The sequence below is a fragment of the Pseudomonas sp. NPDC090201 genome, assembly GCF_044746825.1.
Taxonomy (GTDB): Bacteria; Pseudomonadota; Gammaproteobacteria; order Pseudomonadales; family Pseudomonadaceae; genus Aquipseudomonas; species Aquipseudomonas putida_AD.
Window position 1 is genome coordinate 20755 of sequence record NZ_JBIVCX010000007.1, and the last position, 17604, is coordinate 38358.

General features: G+C 63.4%; 14 protein-coding genes and 1 pseudogene. 6 read left to right on the forward strand and 9 right to left on the reverse strand.

What is annotated here, in order from left to right; genetic code table 11:
• Window positions 1-189: 189 nt before the first annotated feature.
• Complete coding sequence (locus ACIPOO_RS18940; RefSeq protein WP_400609219.1) at window positions 190-2313, forward strand: mechanosensitive ion channel family protein; 2124 nt, start codon at window positions 190-192, stop codon at window positions 2311-2313.
• A 110-nt stretch (window positions 2314-2423) separates the two neighbouring features.
• Here ACIPOO_RS18940 and ACIPOO_RS18945 read toward each other — a convergent pair whose 3' ends face one another.
• Window positions 2424-6731: a DEAD/DEAH box helicase gene (locus tag ACIPOO_RS18945; protein WP_400608974.1), complete on the reverse strand. Its 4308-nt coding sequence runs from the start codon at window positions 6729-6731 to the stop codon at window positions 2424-2426.
• A 263-nt stretch (window positions 6732-6994) separates the two neighbouring features.
• Here ACIPOO_RS18945 and ACIPOO_RS18950 point away from each other — a divergent pair, with 263 nt between their 5' ends.
• Both ACIPOO_RS18950 and ACIPOO_RS18955 read left to right on the forward strand, forming a co-directional pair.
• The gene (locus tag ACIPOO_RS18950; RefSeq protein WP_274134899.1) at window positions 6995-7879 is read left to right on the forward strand and encodes a sugar nucleotide-binding protein; all 885 of its coding nucleotides are present in this window, start codon (window positions 6995-6997) and stop codon (window positions 7877-7879) included.
• Entirely contained in the window at window positions 7872-8801 is a 930-nt protein-coding gene (locus tag ACIPOO_RS18955) for an NAD-dependent epimerase/dehydratase family protein (RefSeq protein WP_400608976.1), read from the forward strand. Before ACIPOO_RS18950 ends, ACIPOO_RS18955 begins: the two co-directional genes overlap by 8 nt.
• A gap of 118 nt (window positions 8802-8919) precedes the next feature.
• Here the strand turns inward: ACIPOO_RS18955 and ACIPOO_RS18960 are convergent, their stop codons facing one another.
• The 5 genes and pseudogenes from ACIPOO_RS18960 to ACIPOO_RS18980 form a co-directional block, all read right to left on the reverse strand.
• Window positions 8920-9603, reverse strand: a complete 684-nt coding sequence (locus ACIPOO_RS18960; RefSeq protein WP_400608978.1) for an OmpW family protein — start codon at window positions 9601-9603, stop codon at window positions 8920-8922.
• Between the two features lie 106 nt (window positions 9604-9709).
• On the reverse strand, window positions 9710-10243 hold the full coding sequence (locus ACIPOO_RS18965) for a DUF3299 domain-containing protein (protein WP_400608980.1): 534 nt from the start codon (window positions 10241-10243) through the stop codon (window positions 9710-9712).
• A gap of 10 nt (window positions 10244-10253) precedes the next feature.
• On the reverse strand, window positions 10254-11519 hold the full coding sequence (locus tag ACIPOO_RS18970; RefSeq protein WP_274134892.1) for an ABC transporter permease: 1266 nt from the start codon (window positions 11517-11519) through the stop codon (window positions 10254-10256).
• A gap of 2 nt (window positions 11520-11521) precedes the next feature.
• Window positions 11522-12231 (reverse strand): annotated as a pseudogene (locus tag ACIPOO_RS18975) (ABC transporter ATP-binding protein); the annotation flags it as partial.
• Between the two features lie 2 nt (window positions 12232-12233).
• Entirely contained in the window at window positions 12234-12800 is a 567-nt protein-coding gene (locus tag ACIPOO_RS18980; RefSeq protein ID WP_400608982.1) for a DUF2796 domain-containing protein, read from the reverse strand.
• Between the two features lie 238 nt (window positions 12801-13038).
• Between ACIPOO_RS18980 and ACIPOO_RS18985 the strand changes: the two genes are divergently transcribed.
• Window positions 13039-13392, forward strand: coding sequence for a hypothetical protein (locus tag ACIPOO_RS18985; protein WP_400608984.1), 354 nt, complete (start codon window positions 13039-13041; stop codon window positions 13390-13392).
• A gap of 163 nt (window positions 13393-13555) precedes the next feature.
• On the opposite strand, the gene trxA is transcribed toward ACIPOO_RS18985, so the two are convergent.
• The 3 genes from trxA to ACIPOO_RS19000 all read right to left on the reverse strand — a co-directional run bounded on the left by trxA (window position 13556) and on the right by ACIPOO_RS19000 (window position 15693).
• Complete coding sequence (trxA, locus tag ACIPOO_RS18990; protein WP_400608986.1) at window positions 13556-14428, reverse strand: thioredoxin; 873 nt, start codon at window positions 14426-14428, stop codon at window positions 13556-13558.
• A gap of 162 nt (window positions 14429-14590) precedes the next feature.
• Window positions 14591-15244 (reverse strand): class I SAM-dependent methyltransferase, encoded by a 654-nt coding sequence (locus tag ACIPOO_RS18995; protein ID WP_400608988.1) that lies wholly within the window; start codon window positions 15242-15244, stop codon window positions 14591-14593.
• On the reverse strand, window positions 15241-15693 hold the full coding sequence (locus ACIPOO_RS19000) for a YbaY family lipoprotein (RefSeq protein ID WP_274135982.1): 453 nt from the start codon (window positions 15691-15693) through the stop codon (window positions 15241-15243). Before ACIPOO_RS19000 ends, ACIPOO_RS18995 begins: the two co-directional genes overlap by 4 nt.
• A gap of 175 nt (window positions 15694-15868) precedes the next feature.
• Between ACIPOO_RS19000 and nrdR the strand changes: the two genes are divergently transcribed.
• Window positions 15869-16333 (forward strand): transcriptional regulator NrdR, encoded by a 465-nt coding sequence (gene nrdR / locus ACIPOO_RS19005; protein ID WP_274135983.1) that lies wholly within the window; start codon window positions 15869-15871, stop codon window positions 16331-16333.
• Window positions 16334-16335: 2 nt separating this feature from the next.
• Entirely contained in the window at window positions 16336-17469 is a 1134-nt protein-coding gene (ribD, locus tag ACIPOO_RS19010) for a bifunctional diaminohydroxyphosphoribosylaminopyrimidine deaminase/5-amino-6-(5-phosphoribosylamino)uracil reductase RibD (protein WP_400608990.1), read from the forward strand.
• Window positions 17470-17604 lie beyond the last annotated feature (135 nt).

Here is a 17604-nt window from a genome sequence, read left to right on the forward strand (position 1 = left end):
AAATTCCTGCCGACGCGATCGATGGCTGGCGACGCAGATGAAGGTTTTGCCCTCGAAGCGAACTTGCTGGATGAAATTCGATCAGTTCTTTGGGGCACTGATTTCCCTCAGCCCAAGCCCGCGTTCCTCAACACACAAGGAGTGACCTGCGTTTTGTCGAACTTCAAATCCGTCCTTGTCCTGTGCCTGATGCTTTGCGTCAGCAGTTTTCACGTATCGGCCGCCGACCCTGCACCTGCGGCCAGCACCGCCCAGTCCACCGCGTCGGCAGACCCTGCGCCTGCGGCGGAGCCCGCCAAACCGGAGTTGCTGGTCAAGGGCGGATTGCTGGGTGCCATCAGTTCCAGCATCGACAGCGTCCAGGACAAGCTCGACCTGGATGGCAACCTGATCGACTCCTGGCGCCTGCGTGCCGACCGCGCAGCCGATGAAATCGATACGCTGGTCAGCAAGCCGCTGACCCGGTCACCCTGGAGCATCCTGGGGGACTTCCTCATTCTGTCGGTGGTGTGGATCGGCACCTTCCTGTTGATAAACCGCATTGCCATGTTTGTCGTCGGGCGCCTGTCGCGGCATCGGTTGCTGATAAAACGGGAGCGCACGGTGGGTGTGCTGGGCTACGTGCTGCCGTTCACGCTGCCGGCGCTGGTGTGCCTGCCGCTGACGCTGTACGTCAGTCATTTCATGTCACCTTCCATTGGCCGGGCGCTGGCGCTGTGCTTCGCTTATGCGACCAGCAGCGGCATTTTCTCCACGTCGGTGCTGATGTCGGTGATCGTGCTGTTCAACTCCGGGCACAAACGCCCGGCGGTGAAGATCATTCGCGGCTATGCGCCACACCCACTGTTCATCATCGGATTTCTCGCCGCCTTGAGCGACGCCCTGACCAGCCCGCAGATTTCCCGGCAGTTCGGCGGCAACGTGACCACCAGCATCGCGGCGTTCACCGGGCTCATGGCGTCGGTGATGTTCTGCATTGTCGTCATTCGCATGCGCAGACCGGTGGCGCACCTGATCCGCAATCGGCCTCTGAGCGCGCGCCTGGCCCGACCGGCGCTGCAGCAGACCTTGAAGATTTTCTCGAGCCTGTGGCATTTGCCGATCCTGCTGATGATTCTGGTGTCGGCGGTCAACCTGATCGGTGCTGGCGAGGATAGCCAGGAGGCCCTGCGCTGCGCATTGTTGACCACCGTGCTGCTGATCGGGACGGTGTTTCTCAGCACCCTGTTCCAGCACATGTTCAAACCGGCAGAGGCGCGCACCGAACGGGTCTACAAAGAACGATTGCTGAGCCTGTTGCACGCGGTACTGCGCATTGCGCTGGCAATCGGGTTCATCGAGATACTGGGGCGGATCTGGGGCTTCTCGCTGTTCGAGTTCGCCCAACGCAATGCGCTGGGCAAGGTCATCAGCGACTCGTTGAGCAGCATCGGGCTGATCTTTCTCGTCACCTGGCTGCTCTGGGTGGTGATGGACACCGCGATCCAGGAAGCGCTGAAGCCGCCGACCAACAGCCGGTCCTCTCGCCAGCCCAGCACCCGGGTCAAGACCATCCTGCCGCTGTTGCGCAACGCGATCAAAATCATCTTGGTGGTAATCTGCACCATCACCACCATGGCTAACCTGGGGATCAACGTCGCGCCGCTCCTGGCCGGTGCCGGGGTGGTCGGCCTAGCCATCGGTTTCGGTTCGCAACAATTGGTGCAGGACGTCATTACCGGCCTGTTCATCATTATCGAGGACACCATCTCCATCGGCGACTGGGTGGTGCTGGATTCCGGCCATGCGGGCACCGTGGAGAGCCTGACCATCCGCACCCTGCGCCTGCGCGACGGCAAGGGCTTCGTGCATTCGGTGCCGTTCGGGCAGATCAAGGCCGTGACCAACCAGTCCCGCCAGTTCGCCTATGCGTTCTTCTCGTTCCAGTTCACCTACGATTCGGATGTGGATTCGGCGACCTCGCTGATTCGCGAGGCGGGGCAGGCGGTGTCCGACGACTTCCTGCTGGCCAGCAAGCTGCAAGGGCCGCTCGAGGTGTTCGGGCTTGATCGCATGGACATGAACGGCATTGTGATCACTGCGCAATTCCGCACCTCGTCGGGCGGGCAGTATGCGGTGAGCCGCGCATTCAACGACAAACTCAAACGCCTTGTGGATAAGTCCACTGACGTGCGTTTCGCGCAGACTTATCCACAACTGGTGATGAGCCCGCACAACGGCCAGTTCTCGCAGATGGACGAGGGCGATGAGCAGCAGGCGTTACCGGGCAAGACGTCGGTGGTGAACAAGGACGGTTCCGAAACCCCGGTGTAAGTGAGCCCTTGTAGGAGCGCGCTTGCCCGCGACGGCGGTGTGTCAGGCACAAATTCAGGGTCTGGCACACCGCGGTCGCGGGCAAGCGCGCTCCTACGGGGCGAATGGGATTATCTGAACAAACGGTTCCGTACCTGGAGCATGACCTGCTGCTCCAGTTCGCCCCAATACTGCGGCTTGCCGGCGATGATGGCGGCGATGGGGATGCCGTCGCGGTAAACCAGGCGATTGCCCACCACGGCGGGCACCTTGGCGCCGGGCAACAAAGTGCCTGCCAGATTCAGTGGATCGACGCCGCTGACGCCGATCAGGCTGCCGTCCAGTGGCCGCTTGCGGACTTCGCGCAGCAGTGGAATCGCTTCGGGCAAGGCAAATTGTTCGCCCGCAAGCCCGGCGATGAAACGCCCGCCGCGAATGTCGCCCCGGGCTTCCAACCGGTGGAAGGTACGCAGCAGCTCGCGCCAGGTGGGCAGCCAGTCTGCTTCACGCTCCAGCAAGCGCCAGAACACCACGCCGTACCGCCGCAGCAAGGTCATGGCGATGTGCTCGAGGGTATCGCTGTCCAGGCTTTGAGCGGATGCCGCCGCGGGCGCCCGGCGCAACAGGGCCCAGCGTCCGGCGTCATCCATGCCGCCGATGAACGCCCCACGATTGCGCCGGCTGGTGTGCGCCGCGCGCTTGCTGGCGGGGGTGATGAGTGCGCGCAGCCCGGCGAAACTGTCGGCGTTGACCAGCCCGGCGCCAACCAGCTCCTGCAAGGCGTTTTCCAGTTCGGTGCGCAGCAAATGCGCTTCGCTGGTCAGCTCATCGAAGAACATCGCGCCCTGGGTCGAAAGCACCTCATGCACCCGCTGGGCGCGCAACGACAGTTCGGTGGGCGCGGGCTGTTCAGTCAGGCCGCTCCACAAGCGCACCTGTGGACGGGGCAGCAACACAATCGGCGTACTGCGCAATGCAGCGCTGGCAACCTTGTTGCGGCTGGTCAGACGCATCCACACCACTTTGCCGGACCGACACAGGTCATCCAGCCAGCTCGGGGAATAATCCTTCAAGCGTGCAGGAAGAATGTCGCTGTCCCAGGCGCCGGCGGCTGCGGAAAATCCTTCCAGTTGATCCACCACTTCCGGCAAGGCCGCCTTGCCCTGGCTGAGGGTCGAAGTGGACAGGTGCTGCCAGTCGAACAGAAAACGGGTGAAGTCCTGCAGCGATACCGGCTCGATCTCCCGGCGCAGGCGTTTGACCGTGTAGCGATGGATGCGCGACAGCAGATGCCGCTCGCACCACTGTTCTTCGCTGGCGCCAGGACTGAAGCGGCCGCGCAACACGTAGCCCTGGTTTTCCAGTTGGGCCAGTGCCTGGGCGACATCGCCCCGGGCCATGGCCAGCGGCCCGGCGATGGCGGTAATGGGCAGCGGGCCAAAGCCGCTCAGGCGTGCGCGCAGTAGCTCGACCCGGGCATCGTCTTCATTCCAGGCTTCATCGAAACCGGCGAGCGCGGCCAGTGGCGGATGCATTTCCGCCGTCGGATACAGCGCCTGCAAACAGGTCAGGCGCTCAAGGGGAATCCACAGGGCATTTTCCGGCGTGATTTGCAGACGGGTCGCACGGCCGCAGCGTGCCAGGCTTTCCAGCCACGTCATCCAGCCCTGGTTTGCCCGAGCCTCGGCGCCACTGATGCAGCCCAGGCTCATCAGCGCTTCATGGATTTCATCGGCGTTCTGCGGTTGCGGCCAGGCTTCCTGACCCACTGCGGTGATGGCATCTGCGTCGAGGGCGCCCAGATCGTCGCTTGATTCAGGGTCGCTCCAGCGCCGGTTGAGCACCGCCTGGGTGCGCCGCTCTTCCAGCGGCGCGTCGTCGAGAAAGCTGTAGGGTTTGGCGCTGAGTATTTCCGCAGCCAGTGGCGAGGGGGCTGGCAGGTCGCGGCTGATCAGGCGCACATCGCCGCTTTCCATGCGCCGCAGCAGCGCCAGCCAGCCATCGGCGTCCATCGCTTCGTGCAGGCAGTCATCAAGGGTCTGTTCGACCAGCGGGTGATCGGGCACTTCGCGCTCTCCGACCAGGTTTTCGAGGCAGGCGATCTGGTCGGGAAACACCGTGGCGATCAAATCTTCACTTTTCATGCGCTGAAGTTGCGGCGCGACTTTGCGGCCTCCTGCATAACGCGGCAGGGCCAGCGCCACACCGGCGTTCCAGCGCCAGCGCACACCGAACAAAGGCGCATCCAGTACCGCTTGAATCAGCAGGTGCTCGGCCGTGTTGGCGTTCAGATAGCGCCAGACTTCATCCAGGGCAAAACTGTGGCTGGTGGACAGCGACAGCACGATGGCGTCTTCGCTGGCGGCGGCCTGCAATTCGAAATTGAAGGTGCGGCAGAAACGCTTGCGCAGCGCCAACCCCCAGGCCCGGTTGATGCGGCTGCCGAACGGCGTGTGTATCACCAGTTGGGTGCCACCGGATTCGTCGAAGAAGCGCTCCATTACCAGCGTGTCCTGGGACGGCAAGGCGCCAAGGGCCGCGTGGGCGCGCGCCAGGTACTCAACCAGTTGTCCGGCGCTGTCGGCGTTGAGGCCCAGGGTGTTCATGAGCCAGTCGATGCAGGGCCTGAGGTTGCCAGGATGCTCGCTCAACTGTTGGTCGATCCCGGCCTGCAAGCGGGCGACGGCAAAGGACAGTTCATCGCTGCGCCCGGGCGCCTCTCCCAGCCAGAACGGGATGTTGGGCGGCATGCCTTGGGCATCTTCAACCCGCACCCGGCCTGCCTCGATGCGCAGGATGCGGTACGAAGTATTGCCCAACTGGAAGATATCGCCGGCGATGCTTTCCACCGCGAAATCCTCGTTGACCTTGCCGATGTTCAGCGCCTGGGGTTCGAGGATCACGCTGTAGTCGGCGTTGTCCGGAATGGTCCCGCCGCTGGTGACGGCGGTGAGTTTGCTGCCCCGTCGCCCGCGCAGCGTCTGGCTCACGGCGTCACGGTGCAGATAAGCGCCGCGCACGCCCTGACGCCCGCTGTAGCCCTCGGCCAGCATGGCGAGCAGCGCCTGATAGTGACCTTCATCGACCTCGGCGTAAGGCGAGGCCTTGCGAAACATTGCCAGCAGGGCCTGCTCTTGCCATTCCTGGCAACTGACCTCGGCGATGATCTGTTGCGCCAGCACGTCCAGTGGCGCCTGGGGAATCAGCAGGGTGTCCAGTTCGCCACGGCGTACGCAGTCCAGCAACGCGGCGCATTCGATCAGATCGTCGCGGGAAATGGCGAACAGGCGGCCTTTGGGCGTGCCGCCGACGTGGTGCCCGGAGCGGCCGACCCGCTGCAGAAAGGCTGCGATGGAGCGCGGCGAACTGATCTGGCAGACCAGGTCCACATCACCGATGTCGATGCCCAACTCCAACGAGGCGGTGGCGATCAGCACCTGCAGATCGCCGCGCTTGAGCCGTTGCTCGGCATCGAGGCGCTGCTCCTTGGCGAGGCTGCCGTGATGAGCCGCTACCGCGTCTTTGCCCAGGCGCTCGCTCAAATGCCGGGCCATGCGCTCGGCGAGGCGCCGGGTATTGACGAAAATCAGCGTGGTGCGGTGTTCGCGGGCAAGGTCGGCGAGCCTGTCGTAGACCCGTTCCCAGACATCGTTGGCCATCACCGCCGTCAGCGGCACGGGCGGCACTTCGATGGCCAGGTCGCGAGGCCGGGCGTGGCCGATATCGACAATGGCGCATGGCCGGCTGACCGGATCGCTGCCCACCAGAAAGCGTGACACTCGCTCGATGGGCTTTTGCGTGGCCGACAGGCCGATCCGCAGCAACGGCCTGTCACACAACGCCTGCAAGCGTTCAAGACTCAACGCCAGATGGCTGCCACGCTTGCTGGCGGCGATGGCGTGGATCTCGTCGACGATCACGGTTTGCGTGCTCGACAACATGCGCCGGCCTGAATCCGAACCGAGCAGCACGTAGAGCGATTCGGGCGTGGTCACCAGAATATGCGGCGCCCGCTTGCGCATCGCCGAACGCTCTTTCTGCGGGGTGTCGCCGGTGCGCACCGCGGTGCTGATACGCAGCCCCGGCAGGCCTTGCTGTTCGAGCTGTTCGGTAATGCCCGCCAACGGTTGCGCTAGGTTGATCTGGATGTCGTTGGACAGCGCCTTGAGGGGCGAGACGTAGACCACGAAGGTCTGCTCGGGCAGTTCGCCGCCTGCTTCAAGGCCCTGATGGACCAGGTCATCGATCACCGCCAGAAATGCAGTCAGGGTCTTGCCGGAGCCGGTGGGTGCGGCGATCAGCGTGGACTGGCGCTGCTTTATCAACGGCCACGCCTGGGCCTGAGCCGGCGTGACAGCGGCAAATCGGCTGGTGAACCATGCGCTGACCGCCGGGTGGAAGGCTGCGAGCACAGGGTCCAGGGGCTTGAGAAGGTTCATGAATGAGTTTATGCGGGCACCGGGCGACAGATGCAAGTCCCTGTGATCGGTGTCACGCCTTCTGTAGGAGAGCGCTTGCCCGCGACGGCGTTGTATCAGTCAATGTATTGATGGCTGGAGAAACGCAGTCGCGGGCAAGCGGGCTCCTACAGTCCATGAGGCGAAGGTCCGGTTGTTGGGCGAAACTGCTACAACGTGCTATGTTTGCGGCCGTTTTTCACCTATTTTTCTAATTGATTTCCAGGACCGAGCCTGCTGACTCTATGCGAATGCGCCTTATGCTGTTGGGCGGTGGGAATGCCCTCGGGCAGGCGTTGATCCGTCTGGGTGCCGAGGAGGACATTGGCTTCCTCGCGCCGCGTCCACCGCAAGACGGTTGGGATGCGGCAAGCCTGACGCAACTGCTCGATGACACCCGCCCGGATGCCTTGATCAATCTGGCTTACTACTTCGACTGGTTTCAGGCGCAGGATGTGAGCAGCGAGAGGCTGGACAACCAGGAGCGCTCCGTCGAGCGTCTTGCCGAACTGTGCCAGCATCACAATATCGTTCTGCTCCAGCCATCCAGCTACCGAGTGTTCGATGGCTCGCGCGCGACCGCCTACAGCGAAAAAGACGAACCCGTGCCTTTGGGCGCCCGTGGCCAGGCGTTGTGGCGGATCGAGCAGAGCGTTCGCGCCACTTGTCCGCAACATGTGCTGCTGCGTTTCGGCTGGCTGCTCGATGACAGCGCCGATGGCGTGCTGGGGCGCTTTCTGGAGCGCGCCGAGCGGCTTGATGAAATCCTGATGGCCGACGACCGCCGGGGTAACCCGACGCCGGTGGACGACGCCGCACGCGTCATCATTTCAGTGCTCAAGCAGCTCGATTGTGCCGCGCCGCTGTGGGGCACCTATCACTACGCCGGTCACGAAGCCACGACGCCGCTGGCGCTGGGCCAGGCGGTGCTCACCGAAGCCCGCCTGCTGCGTGAGCTGAAGGTCGAGGCACCCACCGCCCAGGCCCACGCCGCCAGCCCCGACGTGACCGACGAGCCGCAGAACGCAGTGCTGGCCTGCAAGAAAATCCTTCATACCTTTGGTATCAAACCCCGCGCCTGGCGTGCCGGTTTGCCCAGCCTACTGGATCGCTACTACCGTCATGTCTGATGCACCTGTTCTCATCACCGGTGGTGCCGGGTTCATCGGCTCGCATCTGGTCGACGCCCTGCTGGCCAAGGGATACGCGGTGCGAGTGCTCGACGACCTGTCCACCGGCAAGCGCAGCAACCTGCCGCTGGACAACCCGCGAGTCGAGCTGATCGAGGGCGACGTCGCCGATGCCGCGCTGGTGGCTCGCGCGGCTGTGGGCTGCCAGGCAGTGGCGCATCTGGCCGCAGTGGCTTCGGTGCAGGCCTCGGTGGATGACCCGGTCAAGACGCACCAGAGCAATTTCATCGGCACGCTGAATGTCTGCGAGGCCATGCGCCAGGTGGGCATCAAGCGCGTGGTGTTTGCCTCCAGTGCGGCGGTGTACGGCAACAATGGCGAAGGCCAGGCCATCACCGAGGACACCCCAAAGGCGCCGCTGACGCCTTACGCGTCGGACAAGCTGGCCAGTGAGTACTACTTCGACTTCTACCGTCGTCAGCACGGGCTGGAACCGGTGGTGTTTCGCTTCTTCAACATCTTCGGACCGCGTCAGGATCCTTCCTCGCCCTACTCGGGCGTGATCAGCATCTTCGCCGAGCGCGCCGAGAAGGGGCTGCCGATTTCGGTATTTGGCGATGGCGAACAGACCCGGGATTTCTTCTACGTTGAAGACCTGGTGGACCTGGTGGTGCAGGGGTTCGAGAAGGATTCGGTGGAAGAGGGCGCGGTCAACGTCGGGCTCAACGCCACCACGTCGCTGAACCAGTTGCTGGCGGCCTTTGGCGAGGTGGTGGGCGATCTGCCTGCGGTGACCTACCTGCCGGCGCGTTCGGGGGACATCAAGCATTCCCGGGCGGATAACCAGAGGTTGCTGGAGCGGTTCACGGTTGCCACGCCTACGCCTTTGAAAGTCGGCTTGGCGCGGCTGTTGGGGCGCTGAATCTGGTTTTATCCTTGTAGGAGCGCGCTTGCCCGCGACAGTGGTGTGTCAGTTCGAGTTGAATCGTCTGACACTACGCCATCGCGGGCAAGCGCGCTCCTACAACGTTTGTGTGGCGTCAAAACTTGTAACCCAACCCCACCATGTACACCCACGGGTCGATGTCCACGTCCACCTTGGTCTTGCCCACGCTCAAGGCGGACGGGCCGTCCACTGTGGCCTTGGTGTCGATGTCGATGTACCAGATCGAGGCGTTGAGCATGATGCGGTCGGTGAGCATGTAGTCCATGCCGATCTGCCCCGCCAGGCCTACCGAGTCCTTGAGCTTCAGGTTGCTGAAGCCCTGCTGCTTGCGCTCGCCAGTGAGGTCGTTGTTGAAGAATCTGGTGTAGTTCAGGCCGATACCGGCGTAGGGCTGAAACTTCGACGAACTGTCCATCGGGTAGTACTGCAGCGACAGGGTCGGCGGCAGTTGCTTGACGTCCGCCAGCTTGCCGTCCAGCCCCGGGCCCAGGCCTTTGACGCCGATGGTGTGGCTGAACGGGGTCGCGGCGAGCAGTTCCAGACCCACGTGGTCGGTGAGCATGTAGGCGAAGGTCAGGCCCAGTTGTGTCGAGTTGTCAGCGGTGGCTTTGGTGCCGGCGACCTTGGTGCCGTCCAGTTTCAGGTTGCCGCTGTCTTCGTTGGGAACGACACGCGCGGCACCGGCGCGCACGATGATGTCGCCGGTCTGGTGCGCCTCGGCGACAGGGGCAAGTAGAGCGAGCGCAACGAGCGGCGCGCCGAGGAAAGACTTGTTCATGGGGGCTCCGTAAAGGCATTAAAAAGGGATGCCTTATGTTACGAAGCGTCTGGAACAAGGGTTTTGACCTGGCTCAACGAAAGCGCGATCAGACGGGACGTGGGGTTCACTGATCCGGAAGCTCGTACACCAGAATCTTGTCAGCTTCCATCTGATACCCGGCCTCGGCCAGTTCGCTGCTGGACGCCTTGACCTGCATCGGCCCTTCGATCCAGTACGGCTGGTACAGCTCGTCCACCTTCACCCCCAGCTCACTGGTGACGTGCACGATCTGGTTCGGTGGCGGTGGCGGGACGTGAATGCAGGCGCCGAAGTAGGGCACCAGCAGAAACTCGATCACGCGGCCTTCTTCACTGACTTCCAGCGGCACGATGTACCCCGGCAGCCGCACCATCTGGCCGTCCAGCGCCTTGACCACCGGCGCGTGGGGCGCCAACTGGTGCGCGGCGGGCGCGGATTCGACTGACAGGGTGTCGGCCATTTTCGACAGGTCGTGGATCGGCGCGGTGATGAGCTTCACCGGCGGCGCGTCGGGCGGGATCATCTCCTGCCAGGTCAGCACCCGCACGTCCTGCGCCCACGCCAAGGTCGCGACCAGCATCGACAGAACCGCGCCCATCAGCATCCAGCACCTGCGCATCAACATACCCTCACAGACGAATCGACAAACCGTCGGACAACGACTGGCGATAGGCGCGCCACGCAGGCACGGTGCCCATCAACAGCGCCGCGCAGAGAATGCCGCCCAACAGCGTCCATTCATAGGTGCTCGGCAGCGACAGCGGCAAGTACAGACCATAGTTGGCCTGCACGTAACCCTGCGCCGCCGCGATGCCGATGTACAGCAGCGCCAGCCCGCTCACCGAGCCTGCCAGCGCCAGGGCGAAGGCTTCCAGAACCAGCAGGCTTGCGACATGCCAGGGCCTTGCACCCACTGACCGCAGGATCGCCATCTCGCGCCGGCGCTCGTTGAGGCTGGTGAGGATGGCCGTGAGCATGCCGATCAGGCCGGTCAGCACCACGAACAGGGAGATCACGAACAGGGCTTTTTCCGCCGTGCCCATCAGGCTCCACAACTCTTGCAGCGCCACCCCGGGCAGGATCGCCAGCATCGGTTCGCCACGAAATTCGTTGATCTCGCGCTGCAGGGCGAAGGTTGAAATCTTGCTGTTCAAGCCGAGCATGAACGCGGTGATGGCCGTGGGCGTCAGGTCCATGTTGCGCGCCTGATCGGCGCTGATACGCCCGGCACCCTGGGCGGGAACGCCGTTGTGCCAGTCGATGTGAATCGCTTCCATGCCGCCCAGGCTGATGTGCAGCGTGCGGTCCACCGGTGTACCGGTGCGCTTGAGGATCCCGACCACGGTGAAAGGCTTGTCGTCATGCTTGACCAGGCTCACCGTCGCCACGCCGTGGGCCAGCACCAGCTTGTCGCCGAGTTTGTAGTGCAGGGCCTCGGCGACTTCGGCACCGAGCACCACTTCGAACGGATCAGTGGCGAACGGGCGCCCATCGGCCAGCTCCAGATGCTGCTGGCGGCCATATTGGTAATGCTCGAAATAGGCTTCGGTGGTGCCCATGACGCGATAGCCGCGATGGCTGTCGCCCAGGGAAATCGGGATCGCCCACTTCACCTGCTTGCTGCCCGCAAAGTGTTCGAAGCTGTCCCAACGAATGTTGTTGGTGGCGTTGCCGATGCGGAACACCGAATACAGCAGCAGGTTCACCGAGCCGGAACGGGCGCCGACGATCAGGTCCGTGCCGCTGATGGTGCTGGCGAAGCTGGCACGGGCTTCGGTGCGCACCCGTTCCACTGCCAGCAGCAGGCAGACCGACAGGGCAATGGCGAATGCGGTGAGAAAGGCGGTGAAGCGGCGGTTGGCGAGGCTGGCCAGCGCCAGGCGAAGAAGATACATCTCAAACCTCTGGGGCGACGGCGGCGCGATTGAGTTCGGCGAGCGACAGGTTACGGTCGAACAGCGGCGCCAGGCTCTGATCGTGGCTGACGAACAACAGGCTGGCACCGGCCTCGCGACATTCGGCGAACAAGAGCTGAATGAAGGCCTCGCGGGCGTCAGCGTCCAGTGCCGAGGTGGGCTCGTCGGCGATCACCAGTTCCGGCTGGCCGATCAGCGCACGGGCTGCAGCGACACGCTGCTGCTGGCCGATGGACAGCGAATCGGCACGACGACCCAGCAACGCCGGATCTTTCAGACCCAGGTGAGCGAGCAGGGTCGCGGCGGCCTGATCGACACTGCCGTGACGCTGGGTCGCCCGCTGCGCACGCAGCTTTGAGAAGTGGCAGGGCAGCTCGACGTTTTCCCGCACCGACAGAAACGGCAGCAAATTGAATTGCTGGAAAATGTAACCGGTGTGATCGACGCGAAAGCGGTCGCGAGCGCCCGCAGACAACTGCGCCAGGTCCTGACCGAGCAGGCGGATGCTGCCACGATCAGGTTTCTGCACACCGCCCAACAGGCCCAGCAACGTGGTTTTGCCACTGCCGCTGGGGCCCTTGAGGAACAGGGTTTCGCCCGGTTCCAGGCGAAACGCCGGAATGTCCAGCAACGGCTCATGGCCTGGCCAGGCAAAGCCCAGATCGGACAGTTCGATAAGCGCCTGCGTCATGTTCAGAACTTGACCACTGGATTGCTCGGACGCACCTCGGCGCCCATCTGGCGTTTTGGCGTGACCAGTTGAACCTGGATGGTCTGGGTCGCCGGGAAGCTGGTGAACAGCTGGGTAAGGTCCAGCTTGTTCAACACCGCAGGCACGCTGCAGTTGAACTGGTAGTGACCGTGGATTTCGCTGTGCTCGTGCTCATGTTCGTCGGCATCGCCGTCGTCGTCCTTGTCACCGAACAGCGGGCTTTCCAGCTTCGCCTTGACCACAGTGCAACCTGCGGCTTCCGGGATGCTGAACAGGCCATGTGGCTTGAGCAGGGTTTCCCGGGCCAGCGCCAGTTTCATCTTGTCGGCGTCGGTGGTTGCTGCGTGCTCGAAGCCGACGATGTTCATGGCCGGGGTATCCAGTTCCAGCTCCAGCGTCCGGCCATCGAGCGCCAGGTCCAGACGCGCAACGCCGTGCACGTGCGCACCGAGGCTGCCATGCTCATGATCGTGGTCATGTTCGTCAGCGGCGTGGGCGAAGGTCAGCGGCAGCAACGCGAAGGGCAGGGCGAGTAACAGACGACGCATGGAGGGCTCCGGAGAAGTGTTAGAAAATTGTTATGTAATCTTATAACAATATTTGTTGGCGTTTCTTAACTTTTTCGATAGGCACTTGTAGGAGCGCGCTTGCCCGCGACGGCGTTCTTTCATCCACATCTGTGTTGCTGACCCACCGCAATCGCGGGCAAGCGCGCTCCTACGGGTAATGGCGTCTGGCGCGGATCCTGTGGGACCATGCCACACGGCCAATCAGAGGACACACAAAATGTTGCGAATCCGTGGAACCGTTGGCGATGTGCCGGTGGATCTGACTGTGGAAATGGACGACAGCGACTGGGCCAGACTGGGCGCGCAGTTCGGCGTCCAGGCGCAGAACAAACCTGCGGCTGATCCTGTCGCCAAGCCACCGGCCAGCCGCAACGACGCCGCGTGGGACATCGCCCAGGATCTGCTGCGCAAGGCCGGGCATTTGAGTGGGCCTGATCTGCTAGGGCAGCTTGAGGGGTTGGCGGGCAGTACGGCGGCGGGCAAACGCCTGATGGTGCGCATGCGCCACAGCACCAACGTCAGGGTCGAGAGCCATGGCGATGCGCCGGAGTATTACTGGGTTGAATCCTGAAGCCTGTGCGTCACGCCGTGATATCTGGCGGGCATCCGGATCCTTGTGGGAGCGAGCTTGCTCGCGAAAGCGTAGTGTCAGGCGACCGATCAGTGTCTGAAAAACCGCCTTCGCGAGCAAGCTCGCTCCCACAGGTGTGTCCCCTCATGCCTGATGCTCGCCGTCAGTACAGCGCAGCAAACAGCTTGCGGCGGTAGGTGGTGACCAGCGGGTGGTCGTTGCCCAGCAGATCGAACACCTGCAGCAACGTCTTGTGCGGCTGGCCTTCGTTGTAGTTGCGGTTGCGGATGAACAGCTTCAACAGGCCGTCCAGCGCAGCTTCGTACTGCTGGCGCGAAAGCTGGTGAATCGCCAACTGGTACACGGCTTCATCGTCCTGCGGGTTTTGCGCAAGGCGGGTCTTGAGGTCCGCAGCGTCCGGCAGGACTTTCGCTTCACCCAGGAAGGTCAGTTGCGCCTTGGCACCGGCCAGCGCTGCCTTATGCTCGTCGCCCTTGACCGCATCCAGCACCGTGCGCGCTTCAGCCAGTTCGCCACGCTCGGCCAGGCAGCGCGCATACAGAATCAGCGCAGCAGCGTTGGTGTTGTCTTCGGCGAGGATGGTCTGCAGCACCGCTTCCGCTTCCGCGAAATGGCTCTCGGCGAACATCTCCTGGGCGGTCTGCAAGGGATCGATGGTGGCCGGCACCGGCTCCGGCAGGTGGGGTTCGAGCAGTTTGCGGATTTCCGATTCAGGCTGCGCACCGGCAAAGCCGTCAACCGGCTGGCCGTCCTTGAACAGCACCACGGTTGGCAGGCTGCGAATGCCGAAGCGGCCGACGATGTTCTGCTCGGCATCGCAGTCGACCTTTGCCAGCAGCAGCTCGCCCTGGTAGCTCTCGGCGATCTGTTGCAGCAGTGGCATCAGCACCTTGCACGGCGCGCACCACTCGGCCCAGAAATCCACCAGCACGGGTTTGTGAAAGGAGTTTTCGATGACCAACTGATCGAAAGTGGCGGTGGTCGCATCGAAGATGTACGGCGTTTCCTGGCTCATCGCAAGTCTCGAAAAAAAGGCTCAATGGCGGCAACTATAAAGGGCTGTCGCGTATTCCACCAAACCTGTAGGAGCGCGCTTGCCCGCGACGGCGGCGTGTCAGGCGTTGCGAGGGTGTCTGACACGCCGCCGTCGCGGGCAAGCGCGCTCCTACGGGGGGTATCAGCGGGTGGCGTGATACAGGCTGACCTTGCGAAACTCCCACGGCTCGGCCAGATCCGGCAGGGTCAGGGCGTCGAGAATGCCCAGGCGGCTATAGGCCGGGTGCTGGAAATCCTTGACCCGCGAATCTGCCACCAGCGCCTGCTGGCCACGCGTCAGAAACTGATCGAGCAGCGGCAGGTTGGCGCGGTCGTAGAGCACGTCGGCCACCAGGATCAGATCGAAACGGTCCGCCTCGGCGAAGAAGTCCGCCGAATAACCCAGCGTCACGCCATTGAGTTCAGCGTTGGCCCTGCACGCCTCGATCGCCACCGGATCGAGATCACAGGCCACCACCTCCAGGGCCCCGGCTTTCATCGCGGCAATCCCGGCAACCCCTGAGCCCGCGCCGAAATCCAGCACGCGCTTGCCCTCGACCCAATGCCGGTGCTCGGCCAGAAACCGTGCCAAGGCAAGACCGCTGGCCCAGCAGAAACTCCAGTAGGGCGGGTCTTCGAGGATGCGTCGGGTTTCTTCAGGGTTGAAGGCGCGGTCCATGTTGTCCGCGTCGATCAGCCATAACTTGAGGTCAGTGCCCGGCAGTGCCTCGGCCACCAGCCGGGCATCGCCCAGCAGTTGGCTCAGTTGCGCCTGAAGGTGCGACGGCGGGGTCATGGCATCTTGAAGAATTGCAGTTGGCCCAGCGATTGGGTCTCAGGCCTGGCGATCAGTACCGACGGCAGATGCAGGATCAACTGGCCGGACTGGCTGGCGCGCCCGCGCAGCTCGACCCGCGCACCCACGGGGAAGGCTTCGGGGTTGAAGCGCAACTGGAACGGCAGCGACTGATTGTTGCCGGTCAGCTTGGTGCTGCTCAGCAGTTTTTGCGGGCGATTGCGATCGTCGATGACCATCAGCGCCAGTTCCACCTCGGCGCCCGCCGGCACGCCCAGCAACTGGCCGCTCAGTTCGCGCTGATACGGCAGCAGCGGGCCCGGGCCTTCAGGCAGCTTGATCGCATTGGGGGCAGGCTTGGCCGGTTCCGCAGGTTTGGGCGCCTCGGCGGTGCTACAGGCAGCGAGCAGGCCGGCCAGGCAAATTGCAGCGAGCGTACGTAGCGTCATGAACAGCTCCAGCTAAAACGATAAACGAACGGGATATGCGAGCTATGACGCAGTATCGCCGAGGGTGGCGGCTTTTGCCCCACACGGATGGGCGTCTGTATACCTCAAAGAACCGCACTTGTCTTGCCGGCGGGATGCGCTACCATGGCCCTCCCTTTTTTTGTTGCCTGCCACCATGCACTGTCCCTTCTGCGGTGCCAACGACACCAAAGTCATCGATTCCCGTCTGGTCGCCGAAGGTGATCAGGTCCGCCGTCGCCGCGAGTGCGTGGCCTGTGGCGAACGTTTCACCACCTTTGAAACCGCCGAGCTGGTGCTGCCAAGGCTGATCAAGCAGGACGGCAGCCGCCAGCCCTTCGACGAAGAGAAGCTGCGAGCCGGCATGCAGCGTGCGCTGGAGAAGCGCCCGGTCAGCGTCGAGCGCCTTGAAGCAGCCCTGGCCCACATCAAGAGCAAGCTGCGGGCGACCGGCGAGCGCGAGGTCAAGTCGTTGATCGTCGGGGAGCTGGTGATGAGCGAGCTGCAGAAGCTCGACGAAGTGGCCTACATCCGCTTTGCTTCGGTGTATCGGCGGTTCCAGGACCTCAACGAATTCCGCGAAGAAATCGACCGACTGGCCCGCGAGCCGGTTAAAGAGTGAGCATGTCCAACGCAGAGCAAAGCGTGCTCGACGCCTCCTACATGGCGCGAGCGCTGGAACTGGCGCGCAAGGGTGTGTATTCCACCCATCCCAACCCCCGGGTGGGTTGCGTGATCGTGCGTGATGGCGAAGTCGTCGGCGAAGGCTGGCACGTACGCGCAGGCGAGCCCCACGCTGAAGTCCACGCGCTGCGTCAGGCGGGCGACAAGGCCCGTGGCGCCACCGCCTACGTCACCCTCGAACCCTGCAGCCATCATGGTCGCACGCCGCCCTGCGCCGATGCGTTGGTCAACGCGGGCGTGGCGCGGGTCGTCGCCGCCATGCAGGACCCCAACCCCAATGTCGCCGGACGCGGCCTGTTACGCCTGATGAGCGCCGGTATCGCCGTGCAGAGTGGCGTGCTCGAAGGCGAAGCTCGAGCGCTGAACAAAGGCTTTCTCAAGCGCATGGAACACGGCCTGCCGTACGTGCGCGTGAAGCTGGCGATGAGCCTGGACGGTCGCACCGCCATGGCCAGCGGCGAGAGCCAGTGGATCACCGGCCCAGAAGCGCGCTCTGCGGTGCAGCGTCTGCGCGCTCAGGCCAGCGTGGTGCTGACCGGCGCCGATACCGTGCTGGCCGACAACGCGCGGCTGACCGTGCGCCCTGACGAATTGGGCCTGAACGCCGAACTGACGGCACTGGCCGTGACGCGCCCGCCGCTGCGGGTGTTGATCGACGGCCGTTTGCGCGTGCCCCTCGATGCACCGTTCTTCAAGGCGGGCAACGCGCTGGTCGCAACCTGCGCTGCGGCATCGGCCCGGGAACGCTACAGCGACGAAGGCCATGAATTACTGGCGCTGCCCAGCAGCGGCGGGCATGTGGACCTGCGCAAGCTGCTGGTCGAACTGGCGAACCGGGGCGTCAACGACGTACTGGTCGAAGCCGGGCCCAAGCTTGCGGGCGCTTTTACCCGCCTGGGGTTGGTGGATGAATTCCAGATTTTCGTCGCCGGCAAGTTCATGGGCTCTTCTGCGCGTCCGTTGCTGGACCTGCCGCTGGCGCAAATGAGCGAGTCGCTGGAGCTGAAAATCGTCGAAATGCGCGCCGTTGGAAGTGATTGGCGAGTCATCGCAATACCTGCGAATACCCCATGAAAACTGCTGCGCTCGGTAATACGGCGTTAAAAACAGGCTCGGACTGCTCATTTAGAAGCCCTAAACTCCGCGTCCTCGCCTGTTTTTGCCTTGTCTTACCTTCGCTCGCGACGTTTTCACGCGGTATTGGGAGCT

What these genes read in the sequence shown, in the direction of transcription:
- ACIPOO_RS18940 (WP_400609219.1), top strand. Translation starts at nt 190, where the DNA reads ATGCTTTGCGTCAGCAGTTTTCACGTATCGGCCGCCGACCCTGCACCT.
- ACIPOO_RS18945 (WP_400608974.1), bottom strand. Translation starts at nt 6,731, where the DNA reads ATGAACCTTCTCAAGCCCCTGGACCCTGTGCTCGCAGCCTTCCACCCG.
- ACIPOO_RS18950 (WP_274134899.1), top strand. Translation starts at nt 6,995, where the DNA reads ATGCGAATGCGCCTTATGCTGTTGGGCGGTGGGAATGCCCTCGGGCAG.
- ACIPOO_RS18955 (WP_400608976.1), top strand. Translation starts at nt 7,872, where the DNA reads ATGTCTGATGCACCTGTTCTCATCACCGGTGGTGCCGGGTTCATCGGC.
- ACIPOO_RS18960 (WP_400608978.1), bottom strand. Translation starts at nt 9,603, where the DNA reads ATGAACAAGTCTTTCCTCGGCGCGCCGCTCGTTGCGCTCGCTCTACTT.
- ACIPOO_RS18965 (WP_400608980.1), bottom strand. Translation starts at nt 10,243, where the DNA reads ATGCGCAGGTGCTGGATGCTGATGGGCGCGGTTCTGTCGATGCTGGTC.
- ACIPOO_RS18970 (WP_274134892.1), bottom strand. Translation starts at nt 11,519, where the DNA reads ATGTATCTTCTTCGCCTGGCGCTGGCCAGCCTCGCCAACCGCCGCTTC.
- ACIPOO_RS18980 (WP_400608982.1), bottom strand. Translation starts at nt 12,800, where the DNA reads ATGCGTCGTCTGTTACTCGCCCTGCCCTTCGCGTTGCTGCCGCTGACC.
- ACIPOO_RS18985 (WP_400608984.1), top strand. Translation starts at nt 13,039, where the DNA reads ATGTTGCGAATCCGTGGAACCGTTGGCGATGTGCCGGTGGATCTGACT.
- trxA (WP_400608986.1), bottom strand. Translation starts at nt 14,428, where the DNA reads ATGAGCCAGGAAACGCCGTACATCTTCGATGCGACCACCGCCACTTTC.
- ACIPOO_RS18995 (WP_400608988.1), bottom strand. Translation starts at nt 15,244, where the DNA reads ATGACCCCGCCGTCGCACCTTCAGGCGCAACTGAGCCAACTGCTGGGC.
- ACIPOO_RS19000 (WP_274135982.1), bottom strand. Translation starts at nt 15,693, where the DNA reads ATGACGCTACGTACGCTCGCTGCAATTTGCCTGGCCGGCCTGCTCGCT.
- nrdR (WP_274135983.1), top strand. Translation starts at nt 15,869, where the DNA reads ATGCACTGTCCCTTCTGCGGTGCCAACGACACCAAAGTCATCGATTCC.
- ribD (WP_400608990.1), top strand. Translation starts at nt 16,336, where the DNA reads ATGTCCAACGCAGAGCAAAGCGTGCTCGACGCCTCCTACATGGCGCGA.